At 56.9% G+C, this 17264-nt stretch carries 20 protein-coding genes; 7 read left to right on the top strand and 13 right to left on the bottom strand.

The features are described 5' to 3' along the window. Nucleotides 1-10 precede the first annotated feature (10 nt). Nucleotides 11-139: a hypothetical protein gene (locus KZZ06_RS22430; protein WP_257884172.1), complete on the top strand. Its 129-nt coding sequence runs from the start codon at nucleotides 11-13 to the stop codon at nucleotides 137-139. A 206-nt stretch (nucleotides 140-345) separates the two neighbouring features. Here KZZ06_RS22430 and KZZ06_RS03325 read toward each other — a convergent pair whose 3' ends face one another. Next, entirely contained in the window at nucleotides 346-807 is a 462-nt protein-coding gene (locus KZZ06_RS03325; RefSeq protein WP_219578583.1) for an iron-sulfur cluster assembly scaffold protein, read from the bottom strand. A 72-nt stretch (nucleotides 808-879) separates the two neighbouring features. Here KZZ06_RS03325 and hisI point away from each other — a divergent pair, with 72 nt between their 5' ends. Next, complete coding sequence (gene hisI / locus KZZ06_RS03320) at nucleotides 880-1239, top strand: phosphoribosyl-AMP cyclohydrolase (RefSeq protein WP_219578582.1); 360 nt, start codon at nucleotides 880-882, stop codon at nucleotides 1237-1239. Nucleotides 1240-1248: 9 nt separating this feature from the next. Here hisI and gluQRS read toward each other — a convergent pair whose 3' ends face one another. The 3 genes from gluQRS to KZZ06_RS03305 form a co-directional block, all read right to left on the bottom strand. Beyond that, the gene (gene gluQRS / locus KZZ06_RS03315; protein ID WP_219578657.1) at nucleotides 1249-2088 is read right to left on the bottom strand and encodes a tRNA glutamyl-Q(34) synthetase GluQRS; all 840 of its coding nucleotides are present in this window, start codon (nucleotides 2086-2088) and stop codon (nucleotides 1249-1251) included. Beyond that, a complete protein-coding gene (gene trmFO / locus KZZ06_RS03310) occupies nucleotides 2085-3437 on the bottom strand; it encodes a methylenetetrahydrofolate--tRNA-(uracil(54)-C(5))-methyltransferase (FADH(2)-oxidizing) TrmFO (RefSeq protein WP_219578581.1) in 1353 nt (450 codons plus the stop codon). The genes gluQRS and trmFO overlap by 4 nt, the downstream gene beginning before the upstream one ends. An 81-nt stretch (nucleotides 3438-3518) precedes the next feature. Continuing rightward, entirely contained in the window at nucleotides 3519-4304 is a 786-nt protein-coding gene (locus tag KZZ06_RS03305; RefSeq protein WP_219578580.1) for an enoyl-CoA hydratase, read from the bottom strand. 57 nt (nucleotides 4305-4361) lie between these two features. On the opposite strand from KZZ06_RS03305, the gene KZZ06_RS03300 reads away from it, so the two are divergent. Then, entirely contained in the window at nucleotides 4362-4781 is a 420-nt protein-coding gene (locus KZZ06_RS03300) for a PaaI family thioesterase (protein WP_219578579.1), read from the top strand. A gap of 87 nt (nucleotides 4782-4868) precedes the next feature. On the opposite strand, the gene KZZ06_RS03295 is transcribed toward KZZ06_RS03300, so the two are convergent. After that, nucleotides 4869-5099, bottom strand: a complete 231-nt coding sequence (locus KZZ06_RS03295; RefSeq protein WP_219578578.1) for a DUF1127 domain-containing protein — start codon at nucleotides 5097-5099, stop codon at nucleotides 4869-4871. Nucleotides 5100-5197: 98 nt separating this feature from the next. On the opposite strand from KZZ06_RS03295, the gene KZZ06_RS03290 reads away from it, so the two are divergent. The 4 genes from KZZ06_RS03290 to KZZ06_RS03275 all read left to right on the top strand — a co-directional run bounded on the left by KZZ06_RS03290 (nucleotide 5198) and on the right by KZZ06_RS03275 (nucleotide 8910). Next, complete coding sequence (locus KZZ06_RS03290) at nucleotides 5198-6613, top strand: PLP-dependent aminotransferase family protein (protein WP_219578577.1); 1416 nt, start codon at nucleotides 5198-5200, stop codon at nucleotides 6611-6613. A gap of 163 nt (nucleotides 6614-6776) precedes the next feature. After that, the gene (rplM, locus tag KZZ06_RS03285; RefSeq protein WP_219578576.1) at nucleotides 6777-7238 is read left to right on the top strand and encodes a 50S ribosomal protein L13; all 462 of its coding nucleotides are present in this window, start codon (nucleotides 6777-6779) and stop codon (nucleotides 7236-7238) included. Nucleotides 7239-7240: 2 nt separating this feature from the next. Then, the gene (gene rpsI / locus KZZ06_RS03280) at nucleotides 7241-7729 is read left to right on the top strand and encodes a 30S ribosomal protein S9 (RefSeq protein WP_219578575.1); all 489 of its coding nucleotides are present in this window, start codon (nucleotides 7241-7243) and stop codon (nucleotides 7727-7729) included. Nucleotides 7730-7908: 179 nt separating this feature from the next. Beyond that, on the top strand, nucleotides 7909-8910 hold the full coding sequence (locus KZZ06_RS03275) for an LLM class flavin-dependent oxidoreductase (protein WP_219578574.1): 1002 nt from the start codon (nucleotides 7909-7911) through the stop codon (nucleotides 8908-8910). A gap of 16 nt (nucleotides 8911-8926) precedes the next feature. On the opposite strand, the gene KZZ06_RS03270 is transcribed toward KZZ06_RS03275, so the two are convergent. The 8 genes from KZZ06_RS03270 to guaA form a co-directional block, all read right to left on the bottom strand. Then, nucleotides 8927-9544, bottom strand: coding sequence for a TetR/AcrR family transcriptional regulator (locus tag KZZ06_RS03270; protein ID WP_219578573.1), 618 nt, complete (start codon nucleotides 9542-9544; stop codon nucleotides 8927-8929). Further along, nucleotides 9537-10406: a polyphosphate kinase 2 gene (gene ppk2, locus KZZ06_RS03265; RefSeq protein ID WP_219578572.1), complete on the bottom strand. Its 870-nt coding sequence runs from the start codon at nucleotides 10404-10406 to the stop codon at nucleotides 9537-9539. Before ppk2 ends, KZZ06_RS03270 begins: the two co-directional genes overlap by 8 nt. A gap of 48 nt (nucleotides 10407-10454) precedes the next feature. Beyond that, nucleotides 10455-11414, bottom strand: a complete 960-nt coding sequence (locus KZZ06_RS03260; RefSeq protein ID WP_219578571.1) for an alpha/beta fold hydrolase — start codon at nucleotides 11412-11414, stop codon at nucleotides 10455-10457. Between the two features lie 3 nt (nucleotides 11415-11417). Beyond that, the gene (metA, locus tag KZZ06_RS03255; RefSeq protein WP_219578570.1) at nucleotides 11418-12335 is read right to left on the bottom strand and encodes a homoserine O-succinyltransferase; all 918 of its coding nucleotides are present in this window, start codon (nucleotides 12333-12335) and stop codon (nucleotides 11418-11420) included. 76 nt (nucleotides 12336-12411) lie between these two features. Then, nucleotides 12412-13266, bottom strand: coding sequence for an ATPase (locus KZZ06_RS03250; RefSeq protein ID WP_219578569.1), 855 nt, complete (start codon nucleotides 13264-13266; stop codon nucleotides 12412-12414). A gap of 136 nt (nucleotides 13267-13402) precedes the next feature. Further along, a complete protein-coding gene (locus KZZ06_RS03245) occupies nucleotides 13403-14521 on the bottom strand; it encodes an OmpP1/FadL family transporter (RefSeq protein ID WP_219578568.1) in 1119 nt (372 codons plus the stop codon). Between the two features lie 143 nt (nucleotides 14522-14664). Further along, nucleotides 14665-15528 carry a DMT family transporter gene (locus tag KZZ06_RS03240; protein WP_308339993.1) on the bottom strand — a complete coding sequence of 288 codons (864 nt, stop codon included), beginning with the start codon at nucleotides 15526-15528 and terminating at the stop codon, nucleotides 14665-14667. A gap of 58 nt (nucleotides 15529-15586) precedes the next feature. Then, nucleotides 15587-17149, bottom strand: a complete 1563-nt coding sequence (gene guaA / locus KZZ06_RS03235; protein ID WP_219578567.1) for a glutamine-hydrolyzing GMP synthase — start codon at nucleotides 17147-17149, stop codon at nucleotides 15587-15589. Between the last annotated feature and the right edge of the window lie 115 nt (nucleotides 17150-17264).

Below are 17264 nucleotides of genomic sequence, written 5' to 3'. Positions count from 1 at the left end.
GAGAACGCAGATGACAACGTTTAGAACAGTCAAAGCCATCGCCAAACGGTCGCAAGATACGATTTTGCAAGACGCTGTAGGTATGGCCGCCTTGGTTGTGATCCTTGTTGCCGGTTTGCATATCCCTTCTTTTGTTTGACTTCTGCCTGCGCATTTTGTGTCGCATTGATCTAGACAACGCATCTGTCCCAAACTTTATGCGTTCAACCACACTGCCTGTCCTTGGTTGAAACCGCCGAAATGTCCCCTCGGCACCTGGATCAACGCGAGCCTGCACAAATAACGCGTGACTGCGCCGCCATCCCTTTGGATGTGCGGCGTTTTTTTTGGCAATTTTCGGGATAATCAGTGGGTCTGGGCGACGTCTGCGGTCTGGCTTTGCTGCATGGCTTCGGCCAATGCTTCAATCGTCAGCAAAATCGACGCGTGGCGGTTTTTATAGTCAACAGCAGGGCTTAGCACCTCGAACCCGTCAAAAGGCGCATCGGGAACCGGGCCTTTGCCCTTGAGCATCGCCTTAAGCTGATCGCGCGCTGTCTCGATCTGGGGCAGGGTGGCCCCAATCGCTGCCGCACCAGCCACCGCCGCCGACGCCTGACCCAAGGCGCAGGCTTTGACGTCTTGGCCCATCTCGGCCAGCTTGCCGTCTTGCACAACCACATCCACGGTCACGGTCGACCCGCACAACGGCGCACGCCGCGTGACCGTCGCATCAGGGTGATCCAGCCGCCCCACATGCGGAATGTCAGCCGCCAAACCCAAGATACGGGCGGAGTAAAGCTTGATCAGATCCGTGTCGGTACTCATGGCTGTTCCTTTCTGCGCGTACACCCTACATAAGCCACCAAACGGATGATGCAAAAATAATTTGAGGTCCCCATGAAATTCGATCCAAGCACATTGAAATATAACGAGGCGGGGCTGATCCCTGCAATCGCACAAGACGCGGAGTCTGGCGAAGTGTTGATGATGGCATGGATGAACGCCGAAGCCGTTAGCCAAACGCTAGAAACCGGGCGCGTCACCTATTGGAGCCGTTCGCGGCAATCGTTCTGGATCAAAGGGGAAACCAGCGGCCACGTGCAGGAACTGGTTGAACTGCGCATCGACTGCGACCGCGACTGCCTGCTAGTCATTGTGAACCAAACCGGGGCGGCATGCCACACAGGGCGGCGCAACTGCTTTTACACATTGGTCGATGATGGTGTTGAGCGGATCACACTTGAAGTGATGGATTAACTTTAGGCGCTAAAGTCCTGTCATTGAACGAATATCATTCGGCGAAATGCCTTCGGAACGATAGAGTGATATCGCCCGCGCGTCATCACGTTTTGCCAATCGCTTGCCGTTTTCATCGCGGATCAACTTGTGGTGATAGTAGAGCGGCGGCTTATGTCCGAGCAGGTGCAACAATAGCACCTGCACCTGCGTGAATTCAAACAAGTCGATCCCGCGCACAACATGGCTGATCCCTTGGTTGATGTCATCCAAGGCTGAAGCAAGAAAATAGGCCGCCGTGTGAATGTCTTTGCGTCCGATCACGATATCGCCGACGGATTGAATTATATCATCACGATCAATGACATGCACGCCTTTCTTCAAGTCGCCAAGCTCGGTAAATGATAACTTTTGGCCGCCCAAAGCATTCATTGCGCGGTCCATGTGCAGGCGCAGTGCATCGGTGGCACCGCGTTCGGACATGCTGCGGTTTTTGCAGGTCTGCGGATAGACGGTATGCGGCGCGCCTTCTTGGGGCGCAGCCAAGGCGGCGTTGATATCCTTGCGACTGCACCGGCAGGGATATGTCAGACCCTGCGCAATCAACGCCTCAACGCTTTGATTGTAATCGTCAAAATGATCCGACTGCATCAGTGGCGGCGCATCCCAGGTGATGCCAAGCCAGGTCAGGTCATCAATGATCTGATCCACGTATTCAGGCTTTGACCTCTCTAGGTCCGTATCCTCGAACCGCAGCAGAAATTTGCCACCCGCCGCGCGCGCCATGTCATGCGCCAGCAGCGCGGAATAGGCATGCCCCAGATGCAACGGCCCCGTGGGGGATGGCGCAAATCGGGTAACGAAACTCACGCGGGTACGGGCGCGCCGTTCAGCCATGCCTGCCAGTCTTCCTTGGCGCGGTCGGTATAGGCTTTGTAGCGGTCTTTGCGGCCACGGCGGCCGGATTTCAGCCCCTCAACCGGGGGAAACAGCCCGAAATTGACATTCATCGGCTGAAAGGTTTTAGCCTCTGCGCCGCCACTGATGTGGGTGATCAACGCGCCGGTGGCCGTGGTGGGCGGCGGCGGTGTGGCAGCTTCGCCTTTGATCTCGGCCACGGCCAAACGCCCGGCCAACAGTCCCATTGCAGCGCTTTCAACATAGCCTTCAACGCCGGTGATCTGACCGGCAAAGCGAATATTGGGCTGACTGCGCAGGCGCATCTGGTCGTCCAGCAACGTGGGCGAGTTCAGGAATGTGTTGCGATGAATCCCGCCAAGCCGCGCAAAGGACGCGTTTTCGAGGCCGGGGATCATCCGCAACACCTCGGTCTGGGCACCGTATTTCATCTTGGTCTGGAACCCGACGATATTATAAAGCGTGCCCAGCTTGTTATCGCGGCGCAGCTGTACCACGGCGTAGGGTTTGTTTTCCGGATCATTGGCGTTGGTCAGGCCGACAGGTTTCATCGGGCCAAACCGCAGGGTTTCGCGGCCGCGTTCGGCCATCACCTCGATCGGGAGGCAGCCGTCGAAATAGCCGGCGGTTTCGCCTTCTTTGAACTCGGTCTTATCGGCGGCCAGCAGCGCATCGATAAACGCCTCGTATTGGTCCTTGGTCATCGGGCAGTTGAGGTAAGCGGTGCGCTCTTCCTCGGTCTCGCCTTTGTCATAGCGCGATTGCATCCACGCTTTGCTCATGTCGATGCTCTCGTGGTAGATAATCGGCGCGATAGCGTCGAAAAACGCCAACGCCTCGGCTCCGGTTTCAGCCGCGATGGCCTGCGCCAGATTGCCCGAGGTCAGCGGGCCGGTCGCGATAATCCAATGACCGTCGCGGGGCAGTTCGGTGATTTCACCATATTCAACCGAGATATTTGGGTGCGCCATCAACGCATCCGTCACCGATTGCGCAAAGGGATCACGGTCAACGGCCAGCGCACCACCTGCAGGCAGGCGGTGTTTTTCAGCCGTGGCCATAATCAACCCGTTTGCCGCGCGCATTTCCCAATGCAGCAGGCCGACGGCGTTTTGCTCACTATCGTCCGAGCGGAAGGAATTCGAACAAACCATTTCCCCCAGCAAACCCGTTTGATGGGCAAAGGTGCCGACTTTCGGGCGCATCTCGTGAAGAACGACCTGAATGCCAGCGTTTGCGGCCTGCCAGGCGGCCTCTGATCCGGCCATTCCGCCGCCGATGATATGAAGTGTTTGTGTCATACGGCCGATGTAGGGCAGGGGCGGTATCTATGCAATAGAACGCCGCCAAAACCCGACCTCGGCAAAACCACGAGCTGCCTGTTACTGATCCCACGCCGGATCGCGTTTTTCCAGAAAGGCGCTGATCCCTTCCTCGGTATCGCGGTGCAGCATGTTTTCGACCATCACATCGCCCGTATAAGCATAGGCCTGATCCGTGGGCATTTGCAGTTGATTGTAAAATGCCTGTTTGCCGATCTTGACGGCAACGCCCAGCTTGGCCGCGATTTTGTCAGACAGCGCCTGCGTCTCCATGGCCAGATCCTGCTCGGGGACGACACGGTTAACTAAGCCCAGTTCTTGCGCGCGGGACGCGTCGATAAATTCGCCAGTTGTGAGCATCTCGAACGCGTGTTTGCGCGGGATATTACGGCTGAGTGCGACCATGGGGGTCGAGCAAAACAAGCCGATGTTCACGCCGTTGACGCCAAACCGTGTGCCTTCGGCGGTGACAGCCATGTCGCATGTCGCGACCAATTGGCAGCCCGCGGCGGTGGCGATGCCATGAACCTGCGCAATTACTGGCTGCGGCATCGACTGAATGCGCGCCATGACGCGGCTGCACCGCTCGAACAGATCCTTGAACGCCGCAGCCCCCCCATCCTGGGCCTGACGCATGGCGGTCATCTGCTTGAGATCATGGCCGGCGCAAAACGCTTTGCCGCGCCCGGCAAGGGTGACCACCCGTATCGAAGGGGTCGTGGCGATGTCGTCCAATGTGGTTTGCAACGCCGCCAGCATTTCATCCGAGAGGGCATTCAACCGCTCGGGTGCATTCATGGTTAACCTTGCTACCGCACCGTCACTTTCAACTTCGAGAATTGTCATCTTGCCCTCCTGATAAATTTGCCAGAGCGTAGCCCCGACATAAGAAGGAAGACAAGTATGCCGATTATGATGGATGCCGACGCACTGGCCGTTTTTATGAAAGATGTGTTTAAACAAGTCGCTGATGACTTTGCGATCGACCATGTGGGCGAAACCGACCTGACCACGCGGCTTTTGGTCAATGATGGTCATCTGCGCCCCGGTGGCACGGTGTCAGGCCCGTCGATTTTCGCGCTGGCCGATGTTAGCGCCTATCTGATGACGCTCGCGCGGATTGGGCCAAAGGCGCTGGCGGTGACAACAAACTGTTCAATCGATTTCATGCGCAAACCCGAAGCGGGCGTCGATCTGATCGCCAAAACACGGCTGCTAAAGCTCGGTAAACTGCTGTCGGTCTGTGATGTGCTGGTGTTTTCCGATGGGATGGAGCAGCCGGTGGCACGGGCATCGCTCACTTACGCCATTCCGCCGAAATGAATGTATCAAAACACGTTTGGTACAATTGAAAAAAGGGCCGGTAATTACCGGCCCAAGTGAAGAGGTCTGGCAAGCGCCACAGGGACGTTACGCTTTCCAGAACACCCGAATAGACTCATCATGAGCCTGTTTAGGTGTCAGTCCCACGTCATCCAACTGCCACGGCTCTAGCTGTTTGAGCGCGTTTCGCGTACGGCGACGTGATGTCATTTTCGTGACGCAGACCGCAAATTTTACCGCAAAAACTGCCAGAACAGGCGTTCCGCGCTGGTTCAGGATGGCCACTGTTTCAGTGGAAAGGGTAAGGGTCTGTGTCATGAGAATCTCCTTAATATCTAATTGTATTGACACAATATTGAATGTACCGTAAGAAAGTGGTACAAAATGCGATACGATTTGAAAAGGAAAACATTGTAATGGGTACAATTTGGCGGCCATCATTGGAACACGGGCAGGGGCCCAAGTACAAAGCTGTCATTGCAACCATTCGCGAAGGCATCGAAACCGGGGCCCTGAAAGAAGGCGATAAGTTGCCCCCGGTGCGCGATCTGGCCTGGACCCTGCAAATCACCCCCGGCACCGTGGCGCGCGCCTATACGATGCTTACCGAAAGCGGTGCATTGGTGGCCGAAGTCGGGCGCGGTACCTTTGTGGCGTCCAAAGCGCCGGCACGCGAACCCGACGGCCCGATTGAAATTGATGTGATCGCCCACCAGACGCAAAGGCTGGATGATCATTACAATGTTAATATGTTTTCACCGCATTTGCCGTCTGGGGGGCAAGCAGCCCTTATCCGGCAGCTTTTGGCTGAAGTGGCGCAAGAGCCTGCTTCGGGCATCATGCATTACCCCAGCCGCATCGGAGCCAAACCCGCCCGCGAAGCCGTGGTGCGATGGCTGACAGGAACACCGCTTGGGGCCTTTGGAGAAAGCGATATTGTCCTGTCACATGGCGGGCAACATGCGCTGTTGCTGACGTTTCAGGCGATCTTGCAGGGGCGCAGGCCGACGATTTTGATCGAGGAACTGGCCTATCCGGGGTTTCGCCGCGCTGCCGAACTGCTGCGCGCGGATGTGATCCCGCTGGCGATGGATGCCGATGGCGTGATTCCCGATGCGATGGAGGAAGCCGCCCGAAACCATGACGCGCAGATATTCTGTACCTCACCCGAAGTGCATAACCCCACAGGCAGCTTCACCCCCGTGGCGCGGCGGAATGAACTGGTGCGGGTGGCGCGTAAATATGACATCCAGATCGTCGAGGATGATTGTTACCGGATGCGGGTTCAGCGGGCACCGACCTACCGGATGCTGGCACCCGAGCGCGGCTGGTACATATCATCGCTCGCAAAAATCCTGACCCCGTCGTTGCGGATCGGTTATGCGATCGCCCCCGAAGGGCGCACCCCCGATCTGCGCCGGGTCGCTGAATACAATTGCTTTGGCCTTGCGACCCCGTTGATTGATCTATGTGCAAAGCTGCTGGCCCATCCACAAATTGACACGCTGGCCGAAAACACGCGGCAGGGTTTTAACGCTTATGTGCAAAGCGCGGTGAACATTCTGGGCGGCTATGACGTAAGCTGGCGCCCGAATGTGCCGTATCTTTGGCTGCGCTTGCCCAAAGGGTGGCGGGCAGGGGCGTTTTGCCAAGCCGCCGAAGCCCAAGGTGTGCAGATCAGATCGGCCGAAGAATTTGTCAGCCGTGACGCCCGCGCCCCCCATGCCGTACGCATGGCCGTGAATGCAGGTGTTTCACTGGAAAGCTATGAGGCGGCGATTTTGCGGTTGCGGCAGTTGCTTGATAACCCGCCAGAGCAGCTGAGCGTGTGATATTTGTGGGGTATTATTATACCTAATTTGCAAGCTATTGTTTTTGAATGGTTATTTTGGAAAAGCGGTGCTTGACGCGGCATGGGGCGTGTTTATAACCCAGCCATCAGATAGCGGGGCTCGCCTTTCGGGCTCCTTCACCAAATTAACGGGAATTCCCTCAATGAAAACCTTTTCTGCAACACCGGCAGATATCGATAAGAAATGGATCATCGTCGACGCTGAAGGCGTTGTCCTTGGCCGTCTTGCATCGATCATCGCCATGCGTTTGCGCGGTAAGCACAAGCCATCCTTCACACCTCACATGGATTGCGGCGACAACGTCATCGTTATCAATGCCGAGAAAATCCAGATGACCGGCAAGAAGCGCGAAGAAAACTTCTACTGGCACACTGGCCACCCAGGTGGGATCAAAGAACGTACCAAGGCACAGATCCTTGAGGGTGCACACCCCGAGCGCGTTGTGACATTGGCCGTTAAGCGCATGTTGCCTGGCAACCGCCTGAGCCGTCAGATCATGACAAACCTGCGCGTTTATGCGGGTTCCGAACACCCCCACGAGGCGCAAAGCCCCGAGGTTCTGGACGTGAAATCCATGAACCCTAAAAACACGCGGAGTGCATAAGCATGGCTGATGAAATCAAAACACTCGAAGGCCTCGAAGCGGCCGTTACCGAGACCGCTGTTGTTGAAGTCGAATTGACCCCACGCGAGCCCGTCCGTGACGCGCTTGGCCGTGCCTATGCGACCGGCAAGCGTAAAGATGCGGTTGCCCGCGTCTGGATCAAGCCAGGTTCAGGCAAGGTTATCGTAAACGGCAAGCCGCAAAACGAATATTTTGCACGCCCCGTTCTGCAGATGATCTTGGCACAGCCTTTCACCATCACAGGCACCGACGGTCAGTTTGACGTTGTTGCAACTGTTAAAGGTGGCGGTCTGTCCGGTCAGGCTGGCGCGGTAAAGCACGGTGTTTCCAAAGCGCTTCAGCTTTATGATCCCTCCTTGCGCGGCGCGCTGAAAGCGGCAGGCTTCCTGACCCGTGACAGCCGTGTTGTTGAACGTAAGAAATACGGTAAGGCCAAAGCGCGTAAGAGCTTCCAGTTCTCCAAGCGTTAATCTTTATCTACAGATTATTTGGAAAAGGCCGCTCCTGCTGGGGGCGGCCTTTTTCGTATGGTGCTTGGGGCAGGCCGACCCTTCGGGGAGAGTTTATTTGGCAAAATGAAACGGGCGGGGTGGTTTTGTTTTGACCCTTGCGTGCTTAGATTGACAGTAAGGTTAAAGGAGACATCCCCATGCGCTATTCTGTTTTAGATCTTTCGCCCGTACCCGAAGGGTCGGATGCGCGGCAAGCCATTGCAAACACTGTTGATTTGGCAAAACGATCCGAGGCTGCGGGATATCACCGCTATTGGATGGCAGAGCATCATAACATGCCGGGGATCGCGTCAGCGGCCACGTCCGTTTTGATCGGCCATGTGGCAGATCACACGTCGACGATCCGGGTTGGCGCGGGTGGGATTATGTTGCCCAACCACGCGCCGCTGGCCATTGCAGAGCAGTTTGGCACGCTGGCCACAATCCATGGCGACCGGATTGATTTGGGTCTAGGCCGTGCGCCCGGGGGGGATCAGGCCGTGTATCATGCGCTGCGGCGCGGGATGCAGGGCGGTGACCGTTTCCCGGATGATGTGGCCGAATTGATGTGCTATCTTGACGATGCGCAGCCCAATGCCCCGGTAAAGGCGCATCCGGGCCAAGGCACCCATGTGCCGATCTGGATATTGGGGTCGTCGCTTTATGGGGCGCAGCTGGCCGCGCATTTCGGGTTGCCCTATGCGTTTGCGTCGCATTTTGCGCCCGATGCGCTGGACGATGCGATTGCGATTTACCGGCGTGATTTCAAACCTTCGGCACAGTGGGCGCAGCCGCATTTCATGTTGGCTGCCAATGTGTTTGCCGCAGATACCGATGCGCAGGGGGCCTATTTGCGGACTTCAATGCAGCAAGCCTTTGTCCGGTTACGGACGGGCCAGCCCGGAAAACTGCCACGCCCTGTCGACGATATTGATGCGGAGGTTGGTGTGCAGATGCGACGCGCCGTCGATCAGGCCTTGCGGGTGACTGCCGTGGGCAGCCCTGACAGTGTGCGAACCCAGCTGGCGGCGCTGATCGAGCGGTATCAACCGGATGAGATGATCCTGACCGGGCAGATCCACGACCATGCGGCGCGGGTCAAATCCTTTGAGATTGCCGCAGATGTCTTGGCCGATCTAACGGGACGGGTGGCTGCCTGATAGGCCGCGCGTTTCGTCAGGCGTCGGGATCGACCAAGCCCAGCCCGCGCAGGTAAATACCTACGCCGCTTTCCAGCAGTTCATCGGCTGGAAACGGCGATGCCCGCCCGGGCGAATTGCGCGCGAAAAGTTCGACCACACCATGGCTAAACGCCCAGATATGAGCCGAGAACATCGACGCAGGCGGGCGTTTTTCCACGGGAATATGCTGACTTAAATCGCTTGCGGCCTGTTCAAGGACGTTGTTTGCGCGGTTGGCTGCGGCGGCAAGTTCGGGCGTGCGATTGACGGAAATGCCGCTTTCGAACATTGCGATGTAATGGCCGGGGTTGGCGCGGGCAAAGGCCAGATAGGCGCGGCTCGTGGCCTCGAACGCCTTGAGGGCAGAGGGCTGGCCGGAGTTATACGCTGCTTCCATCAGATCGGCGAAAATCGCGTAGCCTTGCAATGCGCCTTCGGCGATCAGGTCTTCGCGCCCTTCAAAGTGACGATAAACGGCAGCGGGGGTCACGCCCGCTTGTTTGGCGGCCTCGGAGAGGGTGAACCCCGTGGGGCCGCGCAGTTCAATCAGTTGGAGTGCGGCGTCGATAAGCGCCTGGCGTAGGTTGCCGTGATGATACCCTTGCTTAGGCATCCCAGATATCCGGACCGCCGCAAATCTGATCGTCAATCGCGCCAATCGCGCGGGCGTCTTTTTGGGTGTAGTCGAACGCATGCAACACGGTACGGATCGCCTGCAACCGCGCGCGGCGTTTGTCGTCAGACCGGATGACCGTCCATGGGGTGACATCGTTGTGGCTGCGCGCCAGTGTGTCGCTGATCGCGGCGCTATAGGCATCCCATTTAGCCAGACCTTTGACGTCGATCATGCTGAGCTTCCATTGCTTGAGCGGATCACGTTCGCGCGCCAGCATACGGCGCAACTGTTCTGCGCGCCCGACGTTGAGCCAGAACTTGAACAGGTGAATGCCATCATCAACGATCATTTTCTCGAACGGCACCACCTGAGAGAAGAAATGTTCGCGCTGCGCGTCAGTGCAAAATCCGAAAACCGGTTCAACCACGCCGCGGTTATACCACGACCGGTCAAAGAACGCCGAATTGCCCGCAGTCGGCAAGTGGCTGATATAACGCTGGAAATACCATTGACCCATTTCTGTTTCGGTGGGTTTTGGTAAAGCGACGATATAGGCCTCGCGCGGGTTCAGGTTTTCGCGGAAACGTTCAATTGTGCCGCCTTTGCCAGCGGTGTCACGCCCTTCGAACACCATGGCAATGCGGGTGCCCGTGTCGCGAGCCCAAGATTGCAGTTTGACCAGTTCGATCTGGAGACGTGCCATTTCCTTGTCATAGTTTTTGCCGCCCATCCGTTCGGAATGAGGATAGGTTTCCCCCAGAATATCGTCCTTTTCCGCACGCTTGATTTCTTTGCGGATTGAATCGGGGGCTTCATTTTCGAAATAGGCGCTGATTGCGCCGTCAAATGGCAGGTCCATGGCGGCCTCCTGATGGTGTTGTTATCTTGTTATGAAGCGTTCCGGCCCCTAGCGCAAACCCGCACGCGCGGCTGCGCGGTCAATCGCGTCGAAAACGGCACAGGGTTCAACATGCTGCGGCATATGGCCAATGCCGGGCAGGGTGGTCAGATGGGCGTCGGGCAGCTGCGTCATCAGGACCTTGGCGTGAATATCCATCGGAACAATCGTATCTGCGGTGCCGTGGATCACCTCGACCGGCATGGTCAGGGTGCTGTAGCGCGGGACCATTCCCTTGATATGGGGCAAAAGCGAATTCACCTGCTGGGAATTGGCCCGCATCGATACGCGGCGCAGGGCAAGGTCGGGGCCGATATGATGGATATATCCTGCCGGGCTGGGCTGAGGCTCAAAGATGCTGTCGATGCTGTGTTGCACCAGTTTTTCGGGCCAAAAGCCGGTGATGACAGGGATCAACAGCCCGCCGCCAAGGGTTGAACCGGTCAGCTGATATTGCCAGCCAAGGGTGCCGGGCCATTCCTCGGACACGGCAGAGACAAGGACGAGCGCGCTGGTCTGATCGGGTCGCGCCAAGCCCCAAGCCAAGGCGACAGCGCCGCCATAAGAATGGCCCAAAACGATTGGGTTATGGACGCCCAGTTGATCCGCCGCTTGTTGCAACAGTGCCGCTTGATCAGCGGGCGAGGCGGCGTTTTTGTTCCACGCGCCGGCGTGTTTCGGCAAAACGTCGGTCCAGCCAAGGCCGGGGCGGTCGAACAGGATCACGCGGTACCGGCATGCAAGTTCATCGACCATATCAAAGGTGAAATCGCGCATGTTGCCCGATGCGCCGTGGATCAACACCAGATCAGGCCCGCTGCCCCGTACCAAGGCATGCACCATTGTGCCGCCCACATCCAGCAGATCCCCGATGGGGGGATATTGCGCATTCGCCGCGGCCTCGCGCCGGTGGGCACGCCATTGGACAAGGGCCACCAGCCCCACAATCAGCAGGACAGATGTCAGCATGGGTTAGGTGCCAATTTTGGAGATATCAAAATGCGTGGTTTGGTAAATTTCGTTGATCCAATTGCCATAAAGCAGATGCGCATGGCTGCGCCACCTGTTCAGCGGTACCTGTGTCGGGTCGTCGTCGGGGTAGTAATTACCCGGCACATTGATCGGCACGCCCGCTTCGACGTCGCGGTCATATTCGTCTTTCAACGTGTCGCGATCATATTCAAAGTGGTTAAAGATATACAGCGCGCGGTGCGCCGCATCCTCGACCAGACAGGGCCCGACCTCGTTGCTGCCCAGCAGAATATTCAAGCCCGGCACGGCCTCGACCTCCGCCGCGCGCATTTCGGTCCAGCGGCTGACTGGCACCACGCAATCGTCTGAAAAACCACGCAGATACGGCGATGATGGCACCAGGTTACTATGCCTGAAACAGCCAAATGCCTTGTGATCCAGCATGTGCTTTTTCACGCCATGGAAATGGTTGATCATCGCCATGCCACCCCAGCAGACGCCAAATGTCGAATGCACGTTGGTTTGGGTCCAATCCATCACCTGGCTCAGCTCATCCCAATAGGTGACGTCGTCAAAATCCATATGCTCGATCGGCGCACCTGTGATGATCAAGCCATCGAATTTTTCGTCCCACACTTCAGACACTGGACGGTAAAAGCTTTCCATATGCTCGGCCGCCGTGTTGCGCGATTGGTGGTCAGACATGCGCAGTAGGCTGAATTCAATCTGCAAAGGCGTCGCCCCGATCAGGCGGGCAAACTGGTTTTCCGTCTGGATTTTTTTCGGCATCAGGTTCAGCAGGGCGATGCGCAGCGGGCGGATGTCCTGCTTGGCAGCCTGACCTTCATCAAGCACCATAACCCCCTCGCGCGTGAGCACGTCATAGGCAGGCAGGTCCGAGGGGAGCTTGATCGGCATAGGTAAATTCCAACTTGAAACAACGTCTAGAAAGGGGTTCTCAGTAGATAGAGCGCGCGGGCACTGCTGCCAAGGGTCAGGCTTCCATCGCCTCGGCAATCAATTCGACAAAATCGTCTTCGCAGGTCAGCGCGGCCACTTGATCAGCGGTCACGGTCACGCCCCAACGGGCCATCGCCTCGTACCGGGGCTGACGGTGGGCAAGCGCTTGGGCATAGGTCCAGCGCACAAAGGCATCAGGATCAACATCGTCTTGTTTGCACTTGTTTTCGCTTAGATATTCGCTCCAGACCCGTGCCAGAAATTCGGGCTGATAGGCCATCGGTTTGGGGGCTTTGTCAAAGCGGCGGATCAATTCCTGAGTATGTGCATCATCCCCTTTGATCCAGACCAGCAGACATTCTTCGGCGAGGGCGGTCATCAGCGGATCGTGATCATCATCAAGATCAACCCATTCGCAGATCGACCCGCCCGTGTCACAGATGAAGTGCGGATAATCATAGAGCGTCTTGGCCCGGTCGGCAAAATGCGCGGTATCCATCAACGCCGACAGTTCTGCCTGTTTAAACGCCTCTTGGCGCTTGGCGTATTCGGCCATGGGCAGGCCACCTTTTGCCGGATCGCCCGGTTTGCCCAGCCATGTGGCGACGGGGCTTAGGTTATCAAAGGTGATGTTCGACCCGATATAAATGCTGTCGCTTAGCAGTAAATCGCGCAGAAACGGTACCTTCATCGCCTCGGCCTTGGCGTTATCGGCGATGGTTTCACCCAGATACCGGGTGCCGATACGGTAATCGATGGAATAGTGGAACCAATCGCCATTGCTGCGCAACAAATGCGCCAAATGGGTTTTCCCAAGGCCCGACATGGCAAACAACAGCACCTTTTTGCGCGGGGCCGCACGCCATGCATCAGCAGAAGGGTAAAGCATCAGTATCGTCCTTGGATCAAGCGTTTTGCGTTAACTATCAAATGCCTTGCCGATAGACTAGCCACCCCATGACCCCCAAAACGCAAAAGCCCGCCGCAGTTTTGCGACGGGCCCGTTCTACACGCAATCAGCGATATTAGAAATTGTAACCGATTTTGACGCCCACAGACACGGCTGAGTTATCTGCGAAGGGTGCTTGGGCTACCCCGCTAGTGGCGGCACGCGCATCACCCAGCTTGGTATAGCGCACACCAACCGACACATCCAACTGCTCTGTCGCTTGGTATTTTGCGCCAACCGACACATATGTTGCGCCGTCTGTCGGTGACAGGGGGGACACAAGATCATCGCCCTGTTCGTCTTGATACCCGATTGCCACGGATCCCGACCACTGATCGTTGATACGGCGCCCGATACCGATTTCATAATCGGTCGAATCCTCGATGTCGGTCAGGTTGCCGCCGCCTGTCTGGGCGTTGAAAAAGGTCGGCGACACATAGGTGCCACTATGGCGCGCATAGCGAACCGACCCGAATACCAAGGTGTCTTTTGCGACGCCGGTCTGGAATTCCAAGTTCAAGCTTTCAGGTGTCTCGACCAATGTATCGCTTGGCCCCGCCGTAACCGCAGCCCCATTTAGGGTTTCAGTCGTCGAAACATGGTGCGAGATTTTCGAGTTATACGTCAGCGCAACGCGCAACGCGATCTCGGGCTTTTCAAACGCCGCACCGACAACATAGCCAACAGCCCCATCCGAGGCAAAGTCACCCCGATAGCCGCTGAGACCGCCGTAGCCGGCACCGCTCAGGGTGACCGACGCTTTCAGCTCTTGATAGCGCAAGCCACCATGAACACTGAAGGCATCGTTGAATTTGTAACGGGCCAATGCGGTCACCGCGACGGTTTCCACGGTGGCCTGTGTGCCGCCATAGGATGGCGATGTCGCGATCACGGGGAACGCGATGTCCGATCCAAACGGTTCATCAACAACCAAACCCAACGACCATTGGTCGGACAGTTCATAGCGCAAGGCACCACTGAGGATGTTGAAATCTTTGGCAATATTACCGGTCGTCTGGCCACCACTGCGCACATCTGTCCCATCAATGCTTGGCGATATCTGACCGAAACTCAGCTCAAAGCGGTTGCCGCTTTCAAAGATGATACCAACGTCCTGGTTCGATCGATCAAGGCCCCCCGCCTGAACCCCGGTCGCACCGCCGGCGAGCATTGCAATTGCAATCAACTTTTTCATTATTGTAACCCCTCCCAAGGTCAAAACCGGCTCCCGGTGGAGCGCGCGGTTTTACGATTTAGAAGGGCAAGGCAGTGACACCGTCAAGAAAGACCCAAGGTCAACCTTGCATGACCTTGCGTCAACTAAATGCAATGTTAAGGTTACGCAGATTTATGCGTCTCAAACCACAGATTGATGTAATTACCGGCGAATATGATAGCCGCGCCGACGAAAACCCAGATATCCAATGCTTCGGCATAAACCAGCATACCGATGATCGCGATTACCGGCAGACGGATGAAATCAATCGGCACCACGACAGTCGCAGGGGCAATCGACAACGCGTTTGTCAGACAATAATGCGCCACCAGCCCGGCGATCCCGATCACCAGCAAAAGCGGGCCGTGGTCCCCGTCAGGCAGCGCGATATCGCCGTCATACCCGGCCATAACCAGCCCGAACACCAGCTGTGTCACGGTCAGATAAAACAGGATCGTGGTGATGGTCTGCGTGCGGGTCAAACGTTTCGTCAGCATGATCGTAAAGGCAAAGAAAATCGCCGAAGACGCCGCCGTAATCACACCCGCGTTAATCCCCGCGACCGTGGGCCGCGCCACAATCAAAATCCCGACAAATCCCATGACCGCGGCCAAGGCCCTGATCTTGGTCAGTTTTTCCCCCAATATCAGCGGGGAAAGTACGATCACCCACAAGGGCGACGTAAACTCTAGCGCGAAAACCTGCGCCAGCGGAATTACCGTCACCGCATAGAACCACAGGTTCTGGCCGGTGAAATGCGCCAGATTGCGCCCGATCTGAAGCCCCAAGTTACGCGTGTTGATCTGCCGCCAAGCGCCTGTGGCAAAGGCCAGCGTCACAACCACCAGAACCCCAACCGCAGAGCGGTACATCATAATCTCGAAAGTATCGTAGATACCGGACAGTTCGCGCCCAGCGACGGCCATCGCTGAGAACGAACTGATCGACCCAATCATCCAAAGCGCTGCCTTGAATGTTGGGCTCACAGTCTATTTTCCAAATGGACTAAAATCCTCGCCGAAGGCAAAGAAACTCTTTTGGTCATTATTCCCATTCAATCGTGCCGGGAGGTTTGGATGTGATGTCATAAGTGACCCGGTTAATGCCCGGAACTTCGTTGATGATACGTGTTGCCGTTTCACCAAGGAAATCATGTGTGAACGGATAGTAATCCGCTGTCATGCCATCAACAGACGTCACCGCACGCAAGGCGCAGGCAAAATCATAGGTGCGCCCGTCGCCCATCACACCGACGGTGCGCACGGGTAGGATCGCCACAAAGGCCTGCCAGATTTCGTCATACAGATTATGCTTACGAATTTGATCGATATAAACAGCATCTGCCTCGCGCAGGATCGCCAGTTTCTCGCGGGTAATCTCACCGGGGCAACGAATGGCCAGACCGGGACCGGGAAACGGGTGACGCCCGATAAAGCTGGTGGGCAGACCCAATTCACGGCCCAAGGCGCGGACCTCGTCCTTGAACAGCTCGCGCAGGGGTTCGACCAGTTTCAGACCCATCTTTTCCGGCAAACCGCCGACATTGTGGTGGGATTTAATGGTGACAGAAGGCCCGCCCGAAAAGGAGACAGATTCGATCACATCAGGGTACAGCGTCCCTTGGGCCAGAAACTTGGCATCGCCCACGGCGGTCGCGTGTTTCTGGAACACGTCGATGAACAGCTTGCCGATGATCTTGCGTTTGGTTTCAGGGTCGGAAACCCCGTCCAATTCGCCCAGGAACAGTTCCTGTTCGTCCGCGTGGATCAGCGGCATGTTATAATTGTCGCGGAACATTTTCACGACTTCTTCGGATTCGCCTTTGCGCAGCAACCCGTGGTCGACAAAGACGCAGGTCAGCTGGTCGCCGATGGCCTCGTGGATCAGCACGGCGGCAACGGACGAATCAACACCGCCCGACAAACCGCAGATCACCTTGGCGTCGCCGACCTGTTCGCGAATCGCGGCAATGGCTTCCTCGCGGTAGGCGCGCATGGTCCAGTCGCCCTTGAACCCTGCCAGTTTGACAAAATTCTCGTACAGTTTGGCCCCGTTCGGGGTGTGGTGCACCTCGGGGTGGAATTGCACGGCGTAGAAATGACGCGACGCGTCACCGGTAATGGCAAAGGGTGCGTTGGGCGAGGTGCCGTAGACCTCAAAGCCGGGGGCGATGGCGCTGACGTGGTCACCGTGGCTCATCCAGACCTGTTCACGCTCTGTGGTGAACCAACCCTCGAGCAGATCAAGCTTTGCCGCAGTGGGCGTAACAAAGGCACGGCCGAATTCCGCAGTGCCATGGCCGCGCTCTACCTTGCCGCCGAGGCAATGCATCATCACCTGCTGGCCATAGCAAATGCCTAGGATCGGCACGCCCAGATCGAACACCGATTGCGGCGGCATTGGTGCGCCTTCGGCAAACACCGAAGACGGCCCGCCGGAGAAGATCACCGCTTTGGGATCAAATTCCTTGAGGAAGGCGTCATCCACCGTGTTGAACGGATGAATTTCGCAAAACACATTGAGTTCACGCAAACGGCGGGCGATCAGCTGGGTGACCTGGCTGCCGAAGTCGATGATGAGAAGGCGGTCATGGGAGATATCTGTCATGCAGACTGATTATGGGCGGATGGCCCGCGTGGCAAGAGAGGACTGGGGGCCAGCCCCCAGACCCCCGGGATATTTTTAAGCCAGAGAAGCGGAGAGAGGCGGACAATGTCGGTTT

Origin of the sequence: Sulfitobacter sp. CW3 (assembly GCF_019392245.1) — a bacterium.
In the GTDB taxonomy this organism is placed as follows: domain Bacteria; phylum Pseudomonadota; class Alphaproteobacteria; order Rhodobacterales; family Rhodobacteraceae; genus Sulfitobacter.
The sequence above is the reverse complement of the archived record's forward strand: the minus strand, read 5'-3'. Positions and strand labels throughout refer to the sequence as shown.

Bases quoted from the DNA above. Each gene is read 5' to 3' on its own strand.
- KZZ06_RS03270 (WP_219578573.1), bottom strand. From the start codon at position 9,544: ATGCCTAAGCAAGGGTATCATCACGGCAACCTACGCCAGGCGCTTATC.
- KZZ06_RS03300 (WP_219578579.1), top strand. From the start codon at position 4,362: ATGCCGATTATGATGGATGCCGACGCACTGGCCGTTTTTATGAAAGAT.
- KZZ06_RS03250 (WP_219578569.1), bottom strand. From the start codon at position 13,266: ATGCTTTACCCTTCTGCTGATGCATGGCGTGCGGCCCCGCGCAAAAAG.
- metA (WP_219578570.1), bottom strand. From the start codon at position 12,335: ATGCCGATCAAGCTCCCCTCGGACCTGCCTGCCTATGACGTGCTCACG.
- KZZ06_RS03260 (WP_219578571.1), bottom strand. From the start codon at position 11,414: ATGCTGACATCTGTCCTGCTGATTGTGGGGCTGGTGGCCCTTGTCCAA.
- KZZ06_RS03245 (WP_219578568.1), bottom strand. From the start codon at position 14,521: ATGAAAAAGTTGATTGCAATTGCAATGCTCGCCGGCGGTGCGACCGGG.
- KZZ06_RS03290 (WP_219578577.1), top strand. From the start codon at position 5,198: ATGGGTACAATTTGGCGGCCATCATTGGAACACGGGCAGGGGCCCAAG.
- KZZ06_RS03295 (WP_219578578.1), bottom strand. From the start codon at position 5,099: ATGACACAGACCCTTACCCTTTCCACTGAAACAGTGGCCATCCTGAAC.
- KZZ06_RS22430 (WP_257884172.1), top strand. From the start codon at position 11: ATGACAACGTTTAGAACAGTCAAAGCCATCGCCAAACGGTCGCAAGAT.
- rplM (WP_219578576.1), top strand. From the start codon at position 6,777: ATGAAAACCTTTTCTGCAACACCGGCAGATATCGATAAGAAATGGATC.
- hisI (WP_219578582.1), top strand. From the start codon at position 880: ATGAAATTCGATCCAAGCACATTGAAATATAACGAGGCGGGGCTGATC.
- trmFO (WP_219578581.1), bottom strand. From the start codon at position 3,437: ATGACACAAACACTTCATATCATCGGCGGCGGAATGGCCGGATCAGAG.
- KZZ06_RS03275 (WP_219578574.1), top strand. From the start codon at position 7,909: ATGCGCTATTCTGTTTTAGATCTTTCGCCCGTACCCGAAGGGTCGGAT.
- guaA (WP_219578567.1), bottom strand. From the start codon at position 17,149: ATGACAGATATCTCCCATGACCGCCTTCTCATCATCGACTTCGGCAGC.
- rpsI (WP_219578575.1), top strand. From the start codon at position 7,241: ATGGCTGATGAAATCAAAACACTCGAAGGCCTCGAAGCGGCCGTTACC.
- KZZ06_RS03325 (WP_219578583.1), bottom strand. From the start codon at position 807: ATGAGTACCGACACGGATCTGATCAAGCTTTACTCCGCCCGTATCTTG.
- ppk2 (WP_219578572.1), bottom strand. From the start codon at position 10,406: ATGGACCTGCCATTTGACGGCGCAATCAGCGCCTATTTCGAAAATGAA.
- KZZ06_RS03305 (WP_219578580.1), bottom strand. From the start codon at position 4,304: ATGACAATTCTCGAAGTTGAAAGTGACGGTGCGGTAGCAAGGTTAACC.